At 66.3% G+C, this 21,471-nt stretch carries 13 protein-coding genes; 5 read left to right on the top strand and 8 right to left on the bottom strand.

Annotated elements, in window-relative coordinates:
- Positions 1 to 60: 60 nt before the first annotated feature.
- The 3 genes from KEG57_RS24215 to KEG57_RS24205 form a co-directional block, all read right to left on the bottom strand.
- Positions 61 to 408, bottom strand: coding sequence for a hypothetical protein (locus tag KEG57_RS24215; protein ID WP_272428180.1), 348 nt, complete (start codon positions 406 to 408; stop codon positions 61 to 63).
- A gap of 115 nt (positions 409 to 523) precedes the next feature.
- The gene (locus tag KEG57_RS24210) at positions 524 to 2,557 is read right to left on the bottom strand and encodes a TolB-like translocation protein (protein WP_272428181.1); all 2,034 of its coding nucleotides are present in this window, start codon (positions 2,555 to 2,557) and stop codon (positions 524 to 526) included.
- A gap of 86 nt (positions 2,558 to 2,643) precedes the next feature.
- Positions 2,644 to 6,042 (bottom strand): MYXO-CTERM sorting domain-containing protein, encoded by a 3,399-nt coding sequence (locus KEG57_RS24205; RefSeq protein ID WP_272458826.1) that lies wholly within the window; start codon positions 6,040 to 6,042, stop codon positions 2,644 to 2,646.
- Positions 6,043 to 6,680: 638 nt separating this feature from the next.
- Between KEG57_RS24205 and KEG57_RS24200 the strand changes: the two genes are divergently transcribed.
- The 3 genes from KEG57_RS24200 to KEG57_RS24190 are packed head-to-tail and all read left to right on the top strand — an operon-like array spanning position 6,681 to position 12,275.
- Entirely contained in the window at positions 6,681 to 7,664 is a 984-nt protein-coding gene (locus tag KEG57_RS24200; protein WP_272428183.1) for an efflux RND transporter periplasmic adaptor subunit, read from the top strand.
- Positions 7,661 to 10,831 (top strand): efflux RND transporter permease subunit, encoded by a 3,171-nt coding sequence (locus KEG57_RS24195; RefSeq protein ID WP_272428184.1) that lies wholly within the window; start codon positions 7,661 to 7,663, stop codon positions 10,829 to 10,831. Before KEG57_RS24200 ends, KEG57_RS24195 begins: the two co-directional genes overlap by 4 nt.
- Before the next feature lie 7 nt (positions 10,832 to 10,838).
- Complete coding sequence (locus KEG57_RS24190) at positions 10,839 to 12,275, top strand: TolC family protein (protein WP_272428185.1); 1,437 nt, start codon at positions 10,839 to 10,841, stop codon at positions 12,273 to 12,275.
- On the opposite strand, the gene KEG57_RS24185 is transcribed toward KEG57_RS24190, so the two are convergent.
- The 4 genes from KEG57_RS24185 to KEG57_RS24170 form a co-directional block, all read right to left on the bottom strand.
- Positions 12,272 to 13,165, bottom strand: a complete 894-nt coding sequence (locus tag KEG57_RS24185) for a fumarylacetoacetate hydrolase family protein (RefSeq protein WP_272428186.1) — start codon at positions 13,163 to 13,165, stop codon at positions 12,272 to 12,274. The two genes, KEG57_RS24190 and KEG57_RS24185, sit on opposite strands and share 4 nt — an antisense overlap.
- Before the next feature lie 68 nt (positions 13,166 to 13,233).
- Positions 13,234 to 13,878, bottom strand: a complete 645-nt coding sequence (locus KEG57_RS24180; protein ID WP_272428187.1) for a polysaccharide deacetylase family protein — start codon at positions 13,876 to 13,878, stop codon at positions 13,234 to 13,236.
- A gap of 7 nt (positions 13,879 to 13,885) precedes the next feature.
- Positions 13,886 to 14,422 carry a VOC family protein gene (locus KEG57_RS24175; protein ID WP_272428188.1) on the bottom strand — a complete coding sequence of 179 codons (537 nt, stop codon included), beginning with the start codon at positions 14,420 to 14,422 and terminating at the stop codon, positions 13,886 to 13,888.
- Between the two features lie 226 nt (positions 14,423 to 14,648).
- Complete coding sequence (locus tag KEG57_RS24170) at positions 14,649 to 15,110, bottom strand: hypothetical protein (RefSeq protein WP_272428189.1); 462 nt, start codon at positions 15,108 to 15,110, stop codon at positions 14,649 to 14,651.
- A 463-nt stretch (positions 15,111 to 15,573) separates the two neighbouring features.
- On the opposite strand from KEG57_RS24170, the gene KEG57_RS24165 reads away from it, so the two are divergent.
- Positions 15,574 to 16,104: a hypothetical protein gene (locus KEG57_RS24165; protein WP_272428190.1), complete on the top strand. Its 531-nt coding sequence runs from the start codon at positions 15,574 to 15,576 to the stop codon at positions 16,102 to 16,104.
- Positions 16,105 to 16,247: 143 nt separating this feature from the next.
- Here the strand turns inward: KEG57_RS24165 and aspS are convergent, their stop codons facing one another.
- Positions 16,248 to 18,053 carry an aspartate--tRNA ligase gene (gene aspS, locus KEG57_RS24160; RefSeq protein WP_272428191.1) on the bottom strand — a complete coding sequence of 602 codons (1,806 nt, stop codon included), beginning with the start codon at positions 18,051 to 18,053 and terminating at the stop codon, positions 16,248 to 16,250.
- A gap of 348 nt (positions 18,054 to 18,401) precedes the next feature.
- Between aspS and KEG57_RS24155 the strand changes: the two genes are divergently transcribed.
- On the top strand, positions 18,402 to 21,308 hold the full coding sequence (locus tag KEG57_RS24155) for a hypothetical protein (RefSeq protein ID WP_272428192.1): 2,907 nt from the start codon (positions 18,402 to 18,404) through the stop codon (positions 21,306 to 21,308).
- Positions 21,309 to 21,471: the final 163 nt, after the last annotated feature.

Genomic DNA, 21,471 nt, shown 5'->3' with positions numbered 1-21,471 from the left:
GGCGGCGCGCCTCGAAAGGCAAACGCACGCCTCCGCCTCCGCGTTTACGGGTTCACGGAATCAGGCGCGGGGCTGTCTGGGAGGCCGGTAGACGGCCGCGGGGTCGGGCCTTGGGGGCGCGAACGCTTCGTACGGCGCGAGTGCGATCTCCGCGCCGCTCGGGAGCTCGAGCAGGAAGGGTGACGGGAGCAGCGGAAGCGCGCCCATCGGGTGCGTGCAGTGGCAGTCGGGGCAGCCCGGCGGGCACTCGCGCCCGTCTTTCTCGTTCGGGCAGTCGTCGTCCCGGTGGTCGCTCGCCTCGACGCCCTGGATGGCGGCCACGGCGTCCACGGCGAAATGTGGCAGCCCCGTCATCTGGAAGGCGGTGAGGGCCACGAACAGACGGACGACCACGAACAGGATCCGCAAGGCGCGGGATCCTCGGGGGGACCGTCGACGTCGGAGGGTGGCCGTTTTCACTCGCCTGCCCGACATTACTCCCTTGCGGGACCGGCTGCAACCGGGAGCTCGCTCGGTCGCGCTTTCACTTCGGCCCGTCGGACGCGCAGAAGCCGCCAATGCATTTCGCGTCCGGGTCGCAGCAATTCGCGACCGTCATGCAGGCCTCGCCGAGCTTCGAGCAGCCCTGCGCCTGGTCGGAACAAACGAGCGCGCCGGTCTGCGCGTCGGGCTTGCAGAAGCCGTCGCAGCAATCGAATCCGGCGTTGCAGCCCTCGCCGAGCTGCTTGCAGGGCGACTTCGCCCATTCGCCGCGCATGTTCTGGTTGTCGAGGCCCTGGCCGGGCAGCCAGAACGCCGGGTGGCTCGGATCCTGGCCGGCCACCGGGTTCGCGTCGATCGCCGTCACCCAGAGCTGCTTGCGCCGCGTGTTCGGGTTCGTGTCGGTGAGGGTGTTGCCGTACTTGCGCTCGGACACGATGACGAGCCAGAAATAGCCCCCCAGCGAGAACGGATTGAACGTCGGCTCGTAGTTCGCCGTCGTCTGCTCGGCCTCGATGTGGCCCACGCCGTTCGTGCTGTCGAGCGGGATGACCACCGAGCCGTCCGTGTTCGTCAGCCAGATCTCGGCCAGTGCGCCGCGCGAGCGTGCCATCGTCGAGCGCTCGAACGCGATCCATTTCGAGTCGGGGCTGAAGGTCGGGAACGTGACGGTGGGCCTGCCGGCGTCGTTCGTCACGATCTGCTTCGTATTCGAGAAGGACGGGACCGCGAGGTTCACGTCCGTCACCCAGAGTGTCGACTGGGTGAAATCGAGCCCATTGCCATCCGTGCGCATGCTGAAGGCGATCTTCTGCCCGTCGCCCGACCAGGCCGGGTGCGAGGGGAAACCGCCGCCCGGATTGAGCTGGGCGAGCTCGACGTCGCTGTTGTACGTGCTGAGCGAGAGGAAGCCCGTCGAATTGAAGGCAGCGTCGTTCCAGTGCCGCCAGAGCACGTGCGAGCCGTTCGGCGAGATGGCCTGGAAGCCGGACGAGGCATTCGTGTTGAAGAGCGACGTGCCCGTGGCCGTATCGAACGTGCCCCAGGGGCTGTAGCCGCCGTGGAACGAGGCCACGAGCCGCGTGCCGTCCTTCGAGACGCTGTGGCAGGCCACGCAGCCGATGCCCGGAGGCGGCGTGAGGAACGCTTCGGGCCCGAGATCGCCCGGCTTGATGCGCACGACGCTGCCCGTGTTGACCTCCCAGTAATAAATGGTGCCGGCGAGGTTTGCCGGGGCGATCTTCCAGCTCTGCGTCTTCGCGAGGTAGGCCTTCGTCCCGTCGAAGCGCGCGATGTCGACCTGCACGTCGCCGCTCGTGGAGTCGGTGAGCTTGCGCCAGATGTCGTCGGGCAGCTTGGGGAAATCGAAGCGCGAGGGCGGCGGCACCGCGCGCCAGGTCTCGTATTCGAAGGCGGGGCTCTTGACGTGAATGTGATAGATGTCGCTCGCGTTTCCGCCATTCCACTGGATCGTGGGCCCGAGCAGGCCGCGGGGGAAAACCGTCTTGTCGTACGGATACAGGAGCGTGAGGGCCGGATCCGGCTCGACGGCCGTGGGGAACTGGGCCTTGACGTTCGGATCGATCATCTGCGAATCGTCGAGGTAGCGGAGTTTTACGGTGGCCGTGGTCGAGCCTTTCACGCCGTCGGCCTCGAACGTCACGTTGCCCGTGCCGCCGAGCAGGCCGCTCGCGGTGAACGCGCCGTTCGCCGGGACGATGCTGCCGATGTCGCCGCGATCGTACGTCCACGAACCGATCACGTCGACCACGCTGCCCGTGCTCGTGATGCCGGTCGCCTTGTAGGTGATGGGCGGCGGGATTTGCCCATTGACGACCTCGATCACGAGGTCCTTCGGCGTGATGTCGATCGACACGAGCTGGCCCACGCCGCCGTCGCCGAATATGTCGCCGCCGAGGCCCTCGCCGCCGCTGCCCGCGCCGCCGGTGCCGCCCGATCCGCTGCTGCTCGCGGCGCCGGCGCCCTGGGTGGTTTCATTGCCCGATCCGCCGCAGGCAGCGAAGAAGGCGGCGGCGAGGGGGATCGCGATGGCGGCGAGGGTGAGGGGACGACGCATGCGGCAAGCTCCAGGCTCGGGGTAGAGGGGGAGATCCTACCCGAGGCGTGGGGCTCGCCGCATCTGGAAAGGTGAAGGAGTCGGGATTAGCCCTTCGCGCGGTTCCGGCGCCGGCCCGCGGCGAACAGCGCGCCCATCGCGAGGACCACGAGGGAGCCGGCATTTTCGGTGGAAGAGCCGGGCGTGTGGCAGCCGCAGCCGGGGTCACCACCGTCGCTGCCGCCCGCGCCGCCTGCGCCACCATTGCCGCCGGCTCCACCATTGCCGCCAGCGCCGCCATTGCCGCCCGCGCCACCATTGCTGCCAGCGCCACCATTGCCGCCCGCGCCGCCGGCTCCACCGCTGCCGCCGACCCCGCCTGCGCCCGCGCTGCCGCCTTCGCCGCCGGCCCCGCCGACGCCGGAGCCCGGCGTCACGCAGACGCCCGCGTCGCATGCGCCCGAGTCACAGTCCTCGTTCACGTCGCACGCCTCGCCCAGTGCCTGCGGCACCCGCAAGAGCCGCGCCTGCACCCGGCTCGCCGCGTAAGGCATTTCCCCGACGAACCGCGCGTACGTGACCAGCGTCTTGCCATTCCCTCGCGAGACGAGCGAGGGCGGGCCCTCCCCCGTGGGCTCGGACGAGACCGGGAACGTCTCGAGGATGGTGCCGTCCGTCGCCACCCGCGCCCCGACGAGATTCACGGGGTTCTCGGCCGACGCGTCCGACGGCGGTGACCGCCAGACGACCACGAAGTTCTTGCCGTCGTACGCGACGGCAGGGCAGGGGCCGTAATAATCGGTCACGAAGAAGGACGCGCAGGGCGAGTCGTATGGCAGGCCCGGCACGACGGCGAGCTCGAAGCCGCCGGGATCCAGTACCATTCCATTCGCGTCCACGCGCGCCGCGCGCAGGGTGGAGCCGGGGGGGCCCTGGAGGGTCGGCTCGGGCCAGACGAGGAGGTGCATCGTGTCGTTCGACGCGATCGCCGGCCGTCCGACGAGGATGCTCGGATCCGAGATCTGCAGGAAGCTCGGATCGAGGAGATTACCCATCGCGTCGAGCCGCGATGCCATGAGGTCATTGCCGTTCGACTTGTCCCGGAACGCCAGGAGGTAGCCGGCGCCGCCGTGCGAGACCGCGGTCTGGAGGCCGAACCAGTTATCGAAGATCTCGACGGCCATCGTCGGCGGCGCGGCGAGCGTCCCCGCCGTGTTCACGCGCGCGATCTGGACGCCGTCGAAATGGTCGTTCACGAGGAGCGTCTCCGCGCCGTTCGAAGCGATCGCGATGGGCTCGTTGCTTGACGTCCCGATCTCCCCCGGAAAGGCGGTGACGCCCAGCACCGTGCCCGCGGGGCTCACCCGCACGATCTCCGCGTCATAGCCCGGATCGCCTTCGAGCGGCAGGCTGCCGGTCCTCCACGCGGCGATCACGTGGTTCGTCCCGTCGAAGACGACCCGCGGGGCGAAATCCCAGCGCCCCCCGGCACGGATCGGGATCCCGCTCGGGTCGAGGAGGACGCCGGCGGGGCTCACGCGCGCGCCCCAGATGTCCAGGAAGGCGTTCGACGCATCGTAACTGCGGTGATCGGCCCAGACCACGAGGAAGTTCGTCCCGTCGAACGAGGCGGCGGGGGAGAATTGCGCATTGGCGCTTTTCGATAGCAAGATCCCCGGCGTATCGAGGGCGGCGCCGCCCGGCGCGAGGCGCGTGCCGGCCAGGAACGTATCCTGCGCGGCCTCGTCCGAGGTGCTGTCGTCCGAATACACCGCGAGCGACGGCGCGGGGGCCACGGTGATCGCGTGGCCCTGGCTGTTCGGGGCGAGCGCCACGGGCGTCGCGTCGAGCACCGCGGCCTGCGAATCGAGGCGCACGCGATACGTGCCCCAGCTCTGCTCGTGAATGCCCCGCGTGAAGAGCACCACCGCGTCCTGCCCGTCGGAGCCCACGTCGACATCGGTGAAATACGTATCCGGATCGGCCGTCTGCGTGACGACGACCCCTGCGGGATCGAGCACCGTGCCATTCGGGTCCACGCGGGCTGCGACCACCGATTGGGGATAGCCGACGCCGCGCCCCCAAACCACCATGTAGGCCCCGTCGAGGAAAGCGATCGCCGCGCCGTCGTCGCGGTCATCGCCCACGAGCTCTGGGCTCACGTGGAAGGGCGTGGTGTCGAGCTGGTTGCCCTGCGGATCGATGCGCTTGCCGAAGACCCTGCCGTCGTGCCAGACGATGAGCGAGCCCTGGCCATTCGAAGCGATGGCGGGCTTGTGCCCGCCCGCCGAGTAATTCACGACCTCGGTGGCCGTGAGCACGCCGTTCGGGTCGAGCAGCACGCCCGCCGGGGTCAAGCGGGCGCGGTATACGTCGGTGAAGACGTTGTTCGGGTGGTTGCGCGTGTCGTCCCAGACGAGCACGTAGTTCGTCCCGTCGAAGGCGACGTCCGGGTTCGACTCCGATCGGAGTCCCGCGCTGATCGTGATTTCGCCCCCGTCCACCTGGCCGGCGCTGGTCACGCGCGTGGCGTAGATGTTGTTCGAGGATTTGTACGTGACCAGGAAGTCCTGGCCGTCGGAGGCCACGGCCGGGGTGATGCCCTCCGCGATATGGATGCCGTACGCGTCGAGCGCCGTGCCGTCCGGCTGCACGCGCGTGGCATAGATGTTGTCGATGTACGAGCGTCGATCCCGCCAGGCCACGAGGTATTGCCCGCCGCCATACGCGATCGCCGGCTCCTCCTGCAGGCTGGCCGGCTGGACGACGAGCGGCGCATCCATTCCCACCTCGGGCGAAATGATCGGGTCGAGCACCGCGGGATACGCCGACGCATCGATTGCGCCCGCAGGCACGGTGAGCTCGATGGATCCGCTCGCGACCCGCGCGGGCACGTCGGTCTTCACTCCCCGCGCGTCGATCCAGGTGGCCTTGCCAAACCTCACGCCGAGGTTCGTCCCCGGATCCACGAAATGGTGGCCCGAGGAGGTCTCGCCGGAGGGCGCCATGCCCGAGACCTCGATCCGGACGACGAGATCCCCCGCGCCAGTCGGCCGCTCGCCGAAGGAGTACGAGAGCTCGACGCCGCCTTCCGCATTGCGCAGGTGCTCCTCCACCGCGCCCCGGGCGATGGAGAGGTGGCCGTCCGCGGCGACGCGCGGGCTCGGCGCGCCATCGAGGTGCGCCCCGCCACGCGTGATGTCCACCGTGCGGAATCGTGCTGCGGACGCCGAGCTGCGATCGTCGGGCCGGGGCGTGACGTCGAACGCGCCCGCGTGATACACGACCTCATAAGCCTGGCCGCCCCCCACGAAGTGGTCGCCGGAGGCCCGATAAGCGAGGCGCACGGCGCGGACGATGGAGTCGAGGTCCACGGGGGCGGAGGCGCGCGCGGGCGCGGTGGGCGGTGACGCGGAGGCGGGCGGGCCCGAGCTACAAGCCGGGAGCGCGCCGAGGAGTCCACCGAGCGCGAGGGCGCCGAGGATGCGGGCGACGCCAGATTTCATATCGATGGCAGATCGTGTCGGGAATGCGGCAAGATACGGTTGCATACGTTCCTCCGATGTGCCTCGCCGATACGGCGGGGCGGAAAGAGCGAGCACCCCAGCATCGCCGTTGATCGTTTGGAGGCCAATCTTTTGGCGAACTGCGGCACGAAAACGACCGACCGCCCCTGACGCGTGGTGTCGGAGCGTGTGCGGAGGTGGATGTGTGCGCGGAGGTGGGGGGCGCGCGGAAGCGGGGCAGGGAGGCCGCGCCGCCGGATACCGCGCGAAATGCATTCGCTCGTCTTTTATTGCACGCTCACTTCATTCGTGCCTCGACCGCGCGCCCCGGCGTCCAGGACAAACGGTCCCAGGCAGGGAGGAGACCTGGACCGGCATGAACCGAGCATCGGTGTCAAAACGAGAGCCGAAAGGATCCCTTCTCTGTGTGGCTCAAGTTACATTTTTTCGGAAGAGCAAATTTGCTGTAAACGGATACATAAGAAACTTTTTTCACGCTTGGATGGAACCGCGGGGACCGTCATGCCGACTCATCTGCGATGAACCGATCCCCCACCCTCTTCATCTTGCTAGCCGCCTTTTCGGTGGTGGGGTGCCACCACGAACATCAAGAACCCCTGGAGCAAGGTAAGTTTCTCGTGACGAGTCCTCTTCGGAAGGACACCGAGCTCACCAGGGACTACGTCGCACAAATCCGCGCGATCCAGCACATCGAGCTGCGTGCCCTCGAAAAGGGCTACCTGCAAGGGACCTTCATTGACGAAGGCCATCAGGTCGCGAAGGGCGCGAAGATGTTTCAAATCATGCCCATGATTTACCAGGCCGAGGTGCAGAAGGCCAACGCGGAAGCGCAACTCTCGGAGATCGAGCTCAAAAATACGAAACTCCTCGCCGACAAGAACGTCGTGTCCCCCAACGAACTCGCCCTGGCCAAGGCGAAATTCAGCAAGGCGAAGGCCGAAGTGGCACTCGCGGCGACGCACAAATCGATGACCGAGATACGGGCGCCGTTCGACGGCCTCGTGGGGCGCTTTCAGGTGCGGATGGGCAGCCTGGTCGACGAGGGGGACCTGCTCACGACGCTCTCCGACAACAGCAAGGTCTGGGTGTACTTCAACGTCAGCGAGGTGGAGTACCTCAAATACGAATCTCAGCCGGGAGATCAGAAGACCACCACGGTGAAACTCCAGATGGCGGATGGCGAACTCTTCGATCAACCCGGCACGGTGGAAACGATCGAGGCCGATTTCAACAACGAGACCGGCAATCTCGCGTTCAGGGCCACGTTTCCCAATCCCAAGGGGCTGCTGAGGCACGGCGAGACGGGGAAGATCTTGATGGAGGTGCCGCTCAAGAACGCCTTGCTCATTCCGCAGAAGGCGACCTTCGACGTGCTGGACAAGAAGTTCGTCTTCGTCATCGACGAAAAGAACGTCGTCCACTCGCGCCCCATCACCATCGCCGCGGAGATGCCGCATGTCTTCGCGGTCGCGAGCGGCCTCGAAGAACACGACAAGATCCTCGTGGAAGGCCTGCGCAAGGTCAGGGACGGCGCCAAGATCGAGGTCGATTACAAGGAACCTTCCGACGTGTTCGCGCATTTGGAGGTGCCTGCGGAATGAGCATGACTTCCAAGTTCATCCATCGCCCGGTCATGGCGATGGTCCTGTCGATCGTGCTCGTGTTCCTGGGCATACTCGCCATGCGATCGCGCCCGGTCTCGCAGTTTCCCGAGATCTCGCCGCCTCGTGTCATGGTCTCGCTCACGTTCCCGGGAGCGAGCGCGGACGTCCTGGTCCAGTCCTCGATCATCACCCTGGAGCGCGCCATCAATGGCGTTCCGGGCATGATGTACATGATCTCCGACTCCACGAGCGCCGGCGAGGCGACGATCCAGGTCGTATTCAAGCTGGACGCCGACCCGAACGAGGCCGTCGTCAACGTCAAAAACCGGATCGATCAGGTCATCAGCCGACTTCCGACGCTCGTTCAGCTGGAAGGCGTCGTCATGAATCGCGTGCAGCCCAGCATGCTCATGTACGTGAACCTCTATAGCGAGGAGAAGACGGCCGATGAAAAGTTTCTCTACAACTTTGCCAATGCGAACCTCCTCCCCGAGCTGAGCCGGGTCGACGGGATCGCGCAGACCCGAATCCTCGGCTCACGGCAGTATGCCATGCGCGTCTGGCTCAATCCGGACAAGATGCGGGCGTACAACGTCTCGACCGAGGACGTGATGAAGGCGATCAGCGAGCAAAGCGTGATCGGGTCGCCAGGACGTCTCGGGCAGGCCACCGGCGTGAAGGCGCAGTCGCTCGAATACGTTCTCGTCTACGAGGGCAGGTTCAACAAGCCCGAGCAATACGAGAAGATCATCATCCGGGCGAATGAAAACGGCGAACAGCTCCGCCTCAAAGACATTGCGAGGGTCGAGCTCGGGAGCGAGTTTTTCGATATCTATTCCAATCTCGACGGTCACCCTTCCGCAGCGATCGTGCTGAAGCAGACCTACGGGAGCAATGCGAGCGAGGTCATCGAAAACGTCAAGGAGAAGCTTGCGGAGCTCAAGAAGACCTCGTTCCCTGCCGGGATGAACTACGAGATCAACTATGACGTCTCGAGCTTCCTCGATGCGTCGATGGAGAAGGTCCTCCACACGCTCGCCGAGGCTTTCATCCTCGTATCGCTCGTCGTGTTCGTCTTCCTCGGTGATTGGCGCTCGACGCTGATCCCGACCTTGGCCGTTCCCGTCTCGCTCATCGGCGCCTTCGTCTTCATGCAGATGTTCGGGATCAGCATCAACCTGATCACGCTCTTCGCGCTCGTCCTCGCGATCGGCGTCGTCGTCGACGACGCGATCGTCGTTGTCGAGGCGGTCCACGTGAAGATGGCAGAGGAGGGTTTGTCGCCGTACAGCGCCGTCAAGAAGGTCCTCGGCGAGATCAGTGGCGCCGTCATCGCGATCACCCTGATGATGACCGCGGTCTTCGTGCCCGTGGCCTTCATGACCGGACCGGTGGGCATCTTCTACCGTCAATTCGCGATCACGATGGCCTCATCCATCGTGCTCTCCGGCATCGTCGCGCTGACCCTGACGCCCGTCCTCTGCGCGATGATCCTGAAAAATACGCACGGTCATCCGAAGAAGCGGACGTCGATTGGCATCTTCCTCGATGCGTTCAATCGCACCTTCGATGCCGGGACCAACGTCTACGTCCGCTTCCTCCGGAAGGTGGTCCATCGAAGGGTCGTCACCTTTGGCATCCTGTTCGCTTTCGGCTTTGGTGTCCTGCAGCTCAGCCGGGTCCTTCCTGCCGGATTCGTGCCCAACGAGGACCAGGGGCAGATCTACGCGATCATCCAGACGCCCCCGGGCACGACCCTCGAGCGAACGAATGACGTCTCGCGAGAGCTGCAGGTCATTGCAAAGAGCGTGGACGGCGTCGCCTCGGTCTCCTCCCTCGCCGGCTACGAGATCCTGACCGAGGGACGCGGCTCGAACGCGGGCACCTGCCTCATCAACCTCAAGCCGTGGTCCGAGCGCACGCGCACCGTCACCCAGATCATCGAAGAGCTGGAGCAGAAGGCGAAGGACATCGGCGCGATCGTCGAATTCTTCGAGCCGCCGGCCGTCCCGGGCTACGGCGCCGCGAGCGGCTTCTCGCTCCGCCTCTTGGACAAGAACAACGAGACGGATTACCAGGATTTCGATCGTGTCCAGAAAGAATTCATGGATAACCTCGGAAAGCGGAAGGAGCTGACCGGGCTATTCAGCTTCTTCGCAGCGAACTATCCGCAGTACGAGCTGGAGATCGACAACGAGCTGGCGATGCAAAAGGGCGTCTCGATCAAGAACGCCATGGATAACCTCAACATCCTCATCGGCAGCACCTACGAGCAGGGCTTCATCCGCTTCGGCAACTTCTTCAAGGTGTACACCCAGGCGGCGCCGGAATACCGGCGATTCCCCTCGGACGTCATGAGCTTGTACGTCAAGAACGACAAGGGAGAGATGGTGCCGTACTCGGCGTTCATGAAGCTGAAGAAGACGCAGGGACCAAACGAGATCACGCGGTTCAACATGTACAACTCCGCGGCGATCCGCGGCGGCCCGGCAAAGGGGTACACGAGCGGAGATGCGATTGCGGCCGTCCGTGAGGTCGCCGCGAAGACGTTGCCACGCGGCTACGACATCGCGTGGGAAGGCCTCTCCTACGACGAGGCGAAGCGTGGGAACGAGGCCGTCTACATCTTCCTGGTCGTTCTCGCATTCCTGTACCTGGTGCTCGCTGCCCAATACGAGAGCTTCCTCCTCCCGCTCGCGGTCATCTGCTCGTTACCCGTCGGCGTGTTTGGCTCCTTCCTGATGCTGAAGCTCCTCGGCCTGGCGAACGATATTTACGCTCAAGTTGGGCTCGTCATGCTGGTGGGCCTCCTCGGCAAGAACGCAGTCCTCATCGTCGAGTTTGCCGTCCAGGCACACCACAAGGGAGCGTCGGTGATGGAGGCGGCCATTCAGGGAGCGAAGGCACGCTTCCGCCCCATCTTGATGACATCCTTTGCCTTCATCGCGGGCCTGATTCCCCTCGTCATCGCGACGGGGCCGGGCGCCATCGGCAACCGCACCATCGGCGCGTCGGCGCTCGGTGGAATGCTCTTCGGCACCGTATTCGGCGTGGTCATCGTGCCGGGTCTCTACTTCATCTTCGGGACACTCGCGGAACGTAGGAGTCTGATCCAGGCCGAAGAAGACGAACCCTTGACCGAGAATGTGAGCCACTATGTCTAGGAAAGGGTTGTCACCGTCGGTCGCCACGCTGGCGTGCATCTGCTTCTTCGCGACGGGCTGCATCCCTTCTCTGGAAGGAAACGAGCCCAGGGAGCCGAGCAAGGCGATTCCGCAGAGCTTCGGGCGTTCGAGCAACACCTCGAACGCATCGCCTCCGCCCGCGAGAGCGACGCAGACGGTGTGGCGTGAATTCTTCGACGACGCCGAGCTCCGGGCGCTCATCGAAACGGCGCTCAAGAAAAACCAGGAGCTGAACATCCAGCTGCAAGAGATCATCATCGCCCGCAATGAAGTGTCGGCGAGGCAAGGCGATTACCTCCCGAAGGTCGGCGTCGGGGCTGGTGTCGGCGTCGAAAGAGTGGGAAAAAACACGAGCCAGGGCGTCAGCGACGAAAGCCACGGATTGCCGCAGAATCTGGGGGACTTCACGTTCGGACTATGGGGCTCGTGGGAGGTCGACGTCTGGGGGAAACTGCGGAACGCCACGAAATCGGCCGACCTCCGCTACCTCGCGACCATCGAAGGCCGGAATTTCATGGTGACGCAGATCGTCGCCGAAATCGCCAGATCTTATTTCGAGCTGGTCGCCATCGACAGCCAACTCGACGTCATGAAACGGAACGTCGAAATCCTGGGGGACGCGCTGGAGATCATCAAGCTCGAGAAGCAGGCTGCCCGGGTAACGGAGCTCGCGGTTCAGAGGTTCGAAGCAGAGGTGTTGAAGAACAAGAGCCGCCTCTACGGCCTCGAGCAGGAGAAAATTCAGACCGAGAACAGGATCAACTTCCTGGTCGGTCGCTACCCGCAGACCGTGAGCCGAAACGTTCAGAAGCTCAAGGATCCTCTGCCGAAGGTGACGTCGGGACTTCCTTCCGATCTGCTGAAGAACCGCCCGGACATCAGGCAAGCCGAGCTGGAGCTTTCGGCCACGAAGCTGGACGTGAAGGTGGCGAAGGTGGAGTTCTACCCTTCGCTCAGTATCGATGCCGCGGTCGGTTACAGGTCCTTCAACGCCAAGCACCTCGTCGTGACGCCGGACTCGATCATCTACAACCTGGCGGGGAATCTTGCGGCGCCGCTCCTGAACCGACAAGCGATCGAGGCCCAGTATCGCTCGGCGAACGCCCGGCAGCTTCAGGCGGTGTTCAACTACGAGAGGACGCTCCTGCAAGCGTTCACCGACGTCGTGAATCAACTGGCGCGGATCGAAAACCTTGAAAAAGTTTATGAGCTCCAGTCGCAGCAGGTGGAGGCACTCACCCGGTCGAGTGAAGTTTCCACGGTTCTTTTTCAATCTGCTCGAGCTGACTATATGGAAGTCCTGCTGACCCGGCGGGATTCTCTGGACGCGCAAATGGAGCTGATCGAGACGAGGAAGCGGCAATGGCTGGCCGTGGTCAATCTCTACCAAGCACTCGGAGGTGGGTGGCGCTCCGGTTCCTAGAGCGCCGATCCCTTCAACGGCCCCGGTCCTTCGGCGACGACGTGATTGCGCAGCGTACCGACTCGCTCGACCTGGACTTCGAACACGTCTCCCGGCTTCATGAAAACCGGAGGGTTGCGCACGAAGCCGACGCCCCCGGGCGTGCCAGTCGCAATCATGTCGCCGACCTCGAGCGTCATCACTTCGGACAGGATCGCGATTGCGTCGGCGACGCCGAAGATCATGTCCGAGGTGTTCGCCTCCTGCATGATCGTTCCGTTGAGAATGCCGCGAAGCACGAGGCCCTTTGCGCCCGCAGGCAGCTCGTCGGCGGTGACGAGCTCGGGACCGAGCGCGCCGGTAGCATCGACGTTTTTTCCGATCGTCCACTGGTGCGTGCGCATTTGATAGTCGCGAATCGAGCCGTCGTTCAGCAAGGTATACCCGGCGACGTGCTCGAGCGCCTGCTCGCGAGAAACCTTGCGGCAGGTCTTTCCGATCACGACGCCGAGCTCGGCCTCGTAATCGAAGTGCGTCGAGACCGACGGCAGCACGAGCGGCTCCCCATGACCGACGAGGCTCGTCGGATAACGCCCGAAGACGACCGGGTACTCCGGCGCACGGTGAGCGCTCTCCGCCGCGTGATCGACATAGTTGAGCCCGAGGCAGAGCAGCTTGCCCGGCGCCGGGATGACCGGACGAAACCGGACCTCGTCGTCGCGGAGGAGCGAGCTCACCGCCGTTCGCTCGACGACGTCCGCAAGCTGCTGCGCGTCGTAGGCGGGCGACTGGAGGAGCGCGCCCACGTCGGTCGGCAGTCCCGGGATGGCAGCATTCACGTTTACGATCCCGTCCGCGCGGCGTACACCGATGAAGGGTTTTTCGTTTGCGGAGAGCGACGACAGCTTCAAGGTCTACCTCCAGGAGCATCGAACCGTTCGCTGCTCGATGCTCTAAGCCATCGCCTGCTGCGGTCAATTCATTTTGCGACGATGGCGTCGAGATCGCCGACGATCTTGCCGTCGAGGATCGGCGTGACGGAGAGCGGAAGGTCGGTGACGAGCTCGATCCCCTCGCGCTCCGCAGCGTCGAGGAAGCCTTCGAGCCCCGCGAGACATGCATCCGGGATGTCGTGCAGGACGACGACCGCGTGCGGCTGGGCAAGGCAATCCGCGAGCGCGCGCGCCACCCAGCCATTCGGGTCGACCCAGTCGCGCGGGACGGAGGTCCAGAGGACGCAGGAGTATCCCTGCTCGACGAGGTGAGTGACGGCCGCGCGGCTGAGCAGATGCGGCCCGAGGATGCCCCCGCCGCCAAACGGCCGAAAGCGCTTGGGGCCAGGGACGAGCGACTTGAGGCGCGCGTCGGTCGCGGCGATCTCCGCGGCGACGGCGTCGGGCCGCGGATCGTCGCCGAGCGGAATCTCGTGGGTGAACGAGTGATTGCCGACGCAATGTGCTTCGGCGACCGCGCGGGCGACGAGCGCGCGGCCTTCGGGCTCCGCGAGATGCTTGCCGAGGACGAAGAAGTGCGCCGGGACGTTCCTTCGCCGCAAGATGTCGAGCACCGCCGGTGTGATTGCACGGTCGGGCCCGTTGTCGAACGTGAGCGTCGCGCGCCTCAACCCGACATCACCGGTAGCTGTTGTTCGAGGTGTGGTCGCCGGAAAGCCAGCGGGCAAGCTCGCGATGCGCTTCCTTGCGCCGCGCCTCCTCGACGTCCGGCGTCACCGCCTTCGGGGCGTCGCACGTGAGCTCGACGATCATGTCATTCGGGTCTTTCACGTAGACCGACCGGCAGTACCCGTGCTCGAGCACGTACGTGTCTGGCGCGCGATAGCCTGCCTTCTCGATGCGCGACTCGATCGCGCGCTGCGTCTCGGCGTCGACCGTCAGCGCGATGTGGTGGAACGGCGACGCTGGCATCGGCGGACCAAAGAGATTCTGATCGCGGTCACTGGCGAACTGGAAGAACGCGAGCGCGCTCCCGTCCTCGAGGCCGAAGAAACAGTGGCAATAGGTCCGCACCTCGCCGAAGAGCTCGTCGGCTTCGCACCATGTGGCGACCAGAGGTAGCCCGATGATCTCCTCGTAGAATGCTCGCGTCTTCTCGAGATCCTTCGAGACGTATGCCGTGTGGTGCAGCCGGCTCGGCCGTCGTGCGCTCATGCGATCTCCTTCCTGTCGAGAGGCTACTTTCGGCGCTCCAGCGGTCAAGCCGTTTGGTCGGCAAAAACGCGAATCGGGACGCGGCGCGTCGAAGAACGTTCGCAGCCCTTTCCCGCCAGGGGTGGCGGCCGCCATTGCGAAAAAGTGGCGGCCGCCACGGAGGAGCGATGACGTGCTCAGCCATCATCGCTGGTTTGGCACGACGCGCGATGGCGCTCGTGCACGATTAGTAGATGGCGGCGTTCCCGCCGGGGCCGACGAAGCCGACGTTTCCGCGGGGGCCGACGCCGATCGCGCCGCCCGGGCCGGCGATGCCGTACCCGCCGCCGGGGCCGACGAAGCCGACGTTTCCGCGGGGGCCGACGACGCCGTACCCGCCGCCAGGGCCGCGGTACACGTCGAAGTCGTCCGCGAAGCCGCGGGAGCAAGCGCCCCGGTACCCGTACGCGCCGCACGGTGCTCCACAAGAGCCGCCGCCGTAATATCTGCCGGGCCCCCACCCGGTCGAGAGGGCCGCGGCATCTTCCGTCGTGGACAATTCGTCTGCGTCCGCGACGGTTGCGTCCTCGGCGCTTTCGATATCGTCGTCGGTGTTGGCTTCGGAAGCCCCCGCAGCGCAGCCCGTGCCCATGGCCATCAAGGCAGACAGCGCGAGCAGCAGCGTTCCGAGCTTCGAGATGGTATTCATATCGGCAGCCTCCCGGTTTTCTTCGCATGCTGGACGTCTCCTGTGAGGCCGAGCCACGATGCGCGGCCTCGTCCGCAGAGCGCCCAGTGCCCATCTCCTTCGAGCCGCTGGGTCGATTGTCGAGTCGTTCACGACGTGTTCATTCGAGCAAGAAAAACGGACGTCGGCAACGCGCTGTCGGGCGTGGAAACAATGGAGCAGAAGCGGGGACGGTGGCGGGAGCGGGTATTCGATGCGATCCGGGAGATTGTGCCGTCGAAGGCCTGGAGCATTCCACTGTTCCATGGGGTGAGCCGCGCCAAGTGGCTGAATCGGCCCGCGCTCTACCCCTGCGGCCGAGACAACCTGGCGCATTTGGGGGTGATAAATGCCACGTTGTCACCTGTTCGTGGTTCTGCGCGTGTTCTCCCTCCTGGGATCGCGCAGTACATCGGCTGGCATCCGCCGTGCATACGCGCTGGCCATGCGCTTTGCAAAGTGGCTTTGGGTTGGTTTGGCGGTGTTGACCTTCGGTTGCGAGAGCGAGGAGCTCGATGCTTGCCCTGGTCCGGACGGGCTGGACCCGTCGCTCGTCCAGTCGACGTTCCTGCTGCCCGATGAAGCGACACCCAACAACAATGATTCGATCGGTCCATTTTGTTGCACGGGCGTCACGGCGACGATCGAGTCCATCGACGGCCATCCTGTTGGATATGCCTACTTCTTCGGCTGGACAGGGCAGGCATACAATGGGGCGGAGGGTCATTCGTATGCGCCGGGCGTGCAGATCTTGATCGCGGGGCTCGAGGACGTGCACGACCCTCACTCGGCGCTCGTGGAGAGCGTGATCGAGCTCGACGCGAGCGAAATGGATAGATGCGCCGAGCGTTCGGTGAAGGCGGGGCAGCTTCGGTTCACGGCGACGATCCTTTCCGTCACGATGAAACCGAACAATCCAGCTTACTTCGATATGCAATCGCTCGAAGCGAGGCTCGACGTCTCCGTGGAGCCTTGAGCGGAGACGCTGACGGATCCGTCGAATCAACCGCGCATCGCGCGGTTGATCCGCCTTCGGTCCAGGCCGTGCCTGGCCCGGGGTGAAGGGGGCGGGGAGCCCCCTTCTGGGGTGCGGGGCGACGCCCCGCCTCCGCCCTTGCCTCAGACCTTCTTGAGCTGCACGCCGAGCTCGTCGAGCTGCTCGGGGGCGACGCCGGTGGGGGCGTCCGTCATGAGATCCGTCCCTTTTTGCGTCTTCGGGAAGGCGATGACGTCGCGCAGGCTCCCTGCGTTGCAGAGGAGCATCGTCAGACGGTCGAGACCGAAGGCGATGCCGCCGTGCGGGGGCGGGCCGTAGCGGAATGCGTCGAGGAGGAAGCCGAACTTTGCGCGGAAATCGTCCTCGGAGAGGCCGAGTGCGGCGAAGACCTTGGCTTGCACCTCGCGCTGGTGGATACGGATCGAGCCGCCTGCGATTTCGTTGCCGTTCAGCACGAGGTCGTAGGCGCGCGCCTCCACGCGACCGTTGTCGGTGCCGAGGTATTGCACGTGCTCCGGCTTCGGCGACGTGAACGGGTGATGTGCGGCGACCCATTGCCCGCTTTCGGCCTGCTCGAACATCGGGAAATCGGTGACCCAGAGGAAACGCCACTGGCCTTCGGGCACGAGCCCGAGCTTGTGCCCGAGGTGCAGGCGCAGGCCGCCGAGCACTGCGTTCACGAGCTTGAACGAGCCGAACTGGAAGAACAGCAGATCGCCGGGGCCGGCGCCGAGCGCTGCGTTCACTGCGGCCCGCGCCTCGGGCGTCACGGTCTTGCTGAGCGGCGACTGCGTCCACTCGCCGCCTTCGCCGACCCGCGCCCGCGCGAGGCCGCGCGCGCCGAATCCCTTCACGAACTCTTCCAGCTTGTCGGCCTCCGTGCGCGACAGCGACGCGGCTTCCTTTGCCGGGATCCGGAGTCCCTTGATGATTCCCTTCTGCTCGAGCGCGCCCTTGAAGAGCGGCACGCCGCCTCCTTCGAGCGGACGGAGCACCTCCGTCAGATCGGCGAGCTCGAGCCCGAAGCGCAGGTCGGGCTTGTCGGAGCCATATTTGAGCATCGCCTCGCGGTAGCTCATCCGCAGGAACGGGCGCGGCAGGTCCACGTCGAGCACGTCCTTCCAGGCGCGGGCGATGAGGCCCTCCATCGTTGCGTAAATGTCCTCCTCGGTGATGAAGGACATCTCCACGTCGACCTGCGTGAACTCGGGCTGGCGATCGAGCCGGAGGTCCTCGTCGCGGAAGCAACGCACGATCTGGAAATATCGCTCGAAGCCGGCGACCATGAAGAGCTGCTTGAAGATCTGCGGCGACTCGGCGAGCGCATAGAAGTTCCCCGGATTGAGGCGCGAGGGGACGAGGAAGTTTCGCGCGCCGCCGGGGGTGTACTTCACCATGAACGGCGTCTCGAGCTCGGTGAAGCCCTCGCCGTGGAAGTAATCACGCGCGGCGCGGTAGAGCTTCGAGCGCACCAGGAAGTTTCGCTGCAGCGCGGGCCTGCGCAGATCCAGGTAGCGGTGCTTCAGCCGGATTTCTTCGCGCGTGTCGATCTCGTCCTCGATGAGGAACGGCGGCGTCTCCGACCGCGAGAAGATGTGGAGCGTCTCGGCATTCACCTCGACCTCGCCGGTCGCGAGCTTCGGATTGGGCTGCCCACCCGACGAGACGCGCGTCACCACCTTGCCGGCGATGCCGATGCAGTACTCCGAGCGCAGCTCGCTGGCGAGCTCGTGCGCTTCCTTCCCGATCTCCGGCCCGAAGACCACCTGCGTCAGGCCCTCGCGATCCCGCAGATCGATGAACACCCGGCCGCCGTGGTCCCGGCGATGCGCCACCCAGCCCATCAGCACGACGTCCTTGCCGACGTCGCTCGCACGCAGCGCGTTGCAAGAGTGCGTGCGCTTCTTGTCCGCCAAAAATTCCGACATGGCGGCGCAGCATAGTCGCTCACGCCGCTACATCAACGGGCCAGGCAGCTCGCATGGTCGCTTTTTCGTGACCCTCCCAACGCGGTCCCGGCACACACGCGGAGGCGAAGCGGACGTGCTTCCGCCGTAAGGCGTCGCTCTGCACGTACGGCTTTGGTAACATGGCCGCTCGTCCAGAGTGTAGCTTTTTCCCTTCACGATACGGGGTGAAGAATGTTGGCAGCGAAGCGATGGTGGTTTGCTCTTCCGGTCTCGCTCGCGGCAGCGTGCGGGGCGGACGACAGGGGTCCGCAATCGGGGGACGCTTCCCTTTCGGCGCAGGCGAAAACGCCCCCGGTAGGGGAAGCGGTGGATCACGCGGGGCTGCGCGCGGCCTACGTGGCGGCGGTGCAAAAGGATGCCTCGCCCGCGTATCGCCTGGAGCGCGGCGACAAAGGCACGATTTCCGCCAGGAACCCGGCGCAGGGCCTCTCCGCGGAGCTCTCCCCGGCGGGCGTGCGGGTCGCCGTCGACGTGCGCGCCGATCGCCCGTTCGAGCTTTCGCTCGACGCCGTGGGCTGCGACGGCGACCTCGAGCCGGCTGCCGAGGCTTCGCCCGAGGCGCGTGGCAATCGCGCCGAATATCGCCGCGGCGACGTCGTGGAGTGGTATTTGAATGGCCCGCTCGGCCTGGAGCAGGGCTTCGATCTCGCGAAGCGGCCCGCGTGCCGCGAGGCGGGCGGCGGAACGGTCACGCTTTCGATGCGCGCCGAGGGGCTCCTGCCTGAGCTCACGGCCGAGGCGGACGCGGCGCTCCTGCGTGACGAGGCCGGCGAGGTGATCCTCCGCTACACCGACCTTTACGTCACGGACGCGAACGGCCGCGTGCTCCCGTCGTTCCTTTCGGCCGAAGAGGGCCGGCTCGCCATTCACGTCGACGACACGGGCGCGGTCTATCCGATCGTGGTCGATCCCATCGTATGGGCCGAGTCGCAGAAGCTCCTGGCGAACGACGGCGCGGCGGACGACGCGTTCGGTTATGCCGCGGCGATCGACGGGGACACGGCCGTCGTGGGCGCGCCGGACGACGACGACGCCGCCAAGGGCGCGGACGCGGGCTCGGCATACGTGTTCCTCCGGAACGCCGGGAACAACACCTGGACGCAGACGCAAAGGCTCCTCTCGGGCGACGCCACGCTCACGGCAGGCGATCGGTTCGGCCGCACGGTGGCCATCTCCGGCAACATCATCGCGGTTGGCGCCCCGATCGACAACGCCAGCCGCGGCGCGGTTTTCGTCTTCCAGCGAACGGCCTTCGGCTCGAATTTCACGCAGCTCCAGAAGATCACCGCGAACGACGCGGCCGCAAGCGATCGGTTCGGCTCGTCCGTCGCCATCTCGGGCACGACGCTCGTGGTCGGCGCGCCGTTCGACGACAACGGCGCCAACGTCGACGCCGGATCCGCCTACGTCTACGTGAAGGGCGCGACCACGTTCGCGCTGCAAGGCGCCAAGCTCACGGCAGGCGCGGCGGCCGCGGGGCAGGACGAGTTCGGCACGGCCGTCGCGGTCTCGGGCGATACCATCGTCGTCGGCGCGTACGGCGATGACGACAATGGCTCGGTGTCGGGTTCGGCGTTCGTGTTTTTCCGGACCGCGGGCGTGTGGGCGCAACAAGCGAAGCTCGCCCCGCCCGACGGCAAGCCGAACGATTGGTTCGGCTACTCCGTCGCGGTCTCGGGCGACACCGCGCTCATCGCCGCGCCGCTCGCCGTCGCCTCGCAAGGCAAGGTGTACGCGTACACGCGGAACGCAGGCGTCTGGGCGCAGCAGGCGCAGATCCTCGCGGCGGATGGCGACGGCGGGGATCAGTTCGGCCATTCCGTGTCGATCGTCGGGGACACGGCAGTCATCGGCGCGCGTTACGACGAACCGCAATCGACCGGCTCGGCGTACGTGTTCCTGCGGAACGCGGGCACGTGGGCCCAGGAGAAGAAGCTCACGGGCGCGGACTCCGGGCTCGGCGATCAGTTCGGTCACTCCGTCGGCGTGAGCGGCTCGTGGGCGATCGTCGGCGCCGTGGCGCACACCGGCGCGGCCGCGAGCAGCGGCGCCGCGTACCTGTTCACGCCGCAGAACAAGCTCGACAACGGGCAGGCATGCCAGGCCGGAAAGGACTGCGCGAGCGGTTTCTGCGCCGACGGCGTCTGCTGCAACACGGCCTGCGGCGGCAGCGCGGCGGGCGATTGCCAGGCCTGCAACCTCGCGGGCGCGGTGGGCACCTGCACGCCGACCCCGGCCGGCACCGAGTGCCGCATGGCAGGCGGCGCGTGCGACGTGGCCGAGGCGTGCGACGGGACGAGCACCGCTTGCCCCGCGGACGCGAAGGTCGCGGCGGGCGCCGAGTGCCGCGCCTCGATCGGCGGCTGCGATCCGGCCGAGACCTGTGACGGCGCAGGCAACGCTTGCCCTGCGGACGCGGTCGCCGCGGGCGGTTTCGTTTGCCGCGCGGCCGTGGGCGCGTGCGACGTCGACGAGATCTGCGACGGGTTCACGCCGCTCTGCCCCGGCGACAACCTCGTCCCGGCGGGCACCGCGTGCCGTGCCGCGGCGGGCGCTTGCGACGCGGCGGAGAGCTGCGACGGCGTGAACGGCGCTTGCCCTGCGGATGCGAAGGTCGCGGCGGGCACCGAGTGCCGAGCCGCGGCGGGCGGTTGCGACGCGGTGGAGACGTGCGACGGCGCGGCGAACGATTGCCCGGCGGACGTGGTGTCGAGCGCCGGCACCGTGTGCCGCGCGGCAATCGGCCTTTGCGACGTGGCGGAGAGCTGCGACGGACAGGCTGTGGATTGTCCGGCCGACGCGCTCGCCGTGGCGGGCACGGAATGCCGGCCGGCGGCGGGGGAATGCGACCTTTCGGAGCTCTGCGACGGCGCGACGAACGATTGCCCAGACGACGGCACGGTGCCTGACGGCACGGCTTGCACCGACGGCAGGTGCGAGGCGGGCGTCTGCGAGACGGGCGAGGGCGGCGCAGGCGGCGGCGGTGGCGCCGGTGGTGACGGCGGCGCGGGTGGTGCCGGCGGCGCGGGCGGCGCGGGCGCGGGTGGCTCGGCCGGCGCGGGCGGCGGCCTTCCCCCGGACGACAGCGGCTGCGATTGCCGTGCGGCAGGCAGCAGCACGCGTGGCGACGCGGGCTCGGCAGGCGTGCTCGGCCTTGCGCTTGGCCTTGCGGCCTTTGCGCGGCGCCTGCGCTCGCGGCGCGCCGGGTTCTAGATCGCGATCCCGGGCCCCTCTCCCGCGCGGGGAGGGGCCTCTGGGCCACGGCGTAGCGCCGGGGTTTCACCCCGGACCCGACCAGGGGTTGTCCACCCCTGGACCCGGACCAGCGCAAGCGCTGGACCCGGGGTCGATGAACTGCGCATCGCGCAGTTCATCG

It is taken from the genome of Polyangium jinanense (assembly GCF_028435365.1).
Note: the sequence above shows the minus strand (reverse complement) of the source record. Positions and strands in the feature narration are given on the sequence as shown.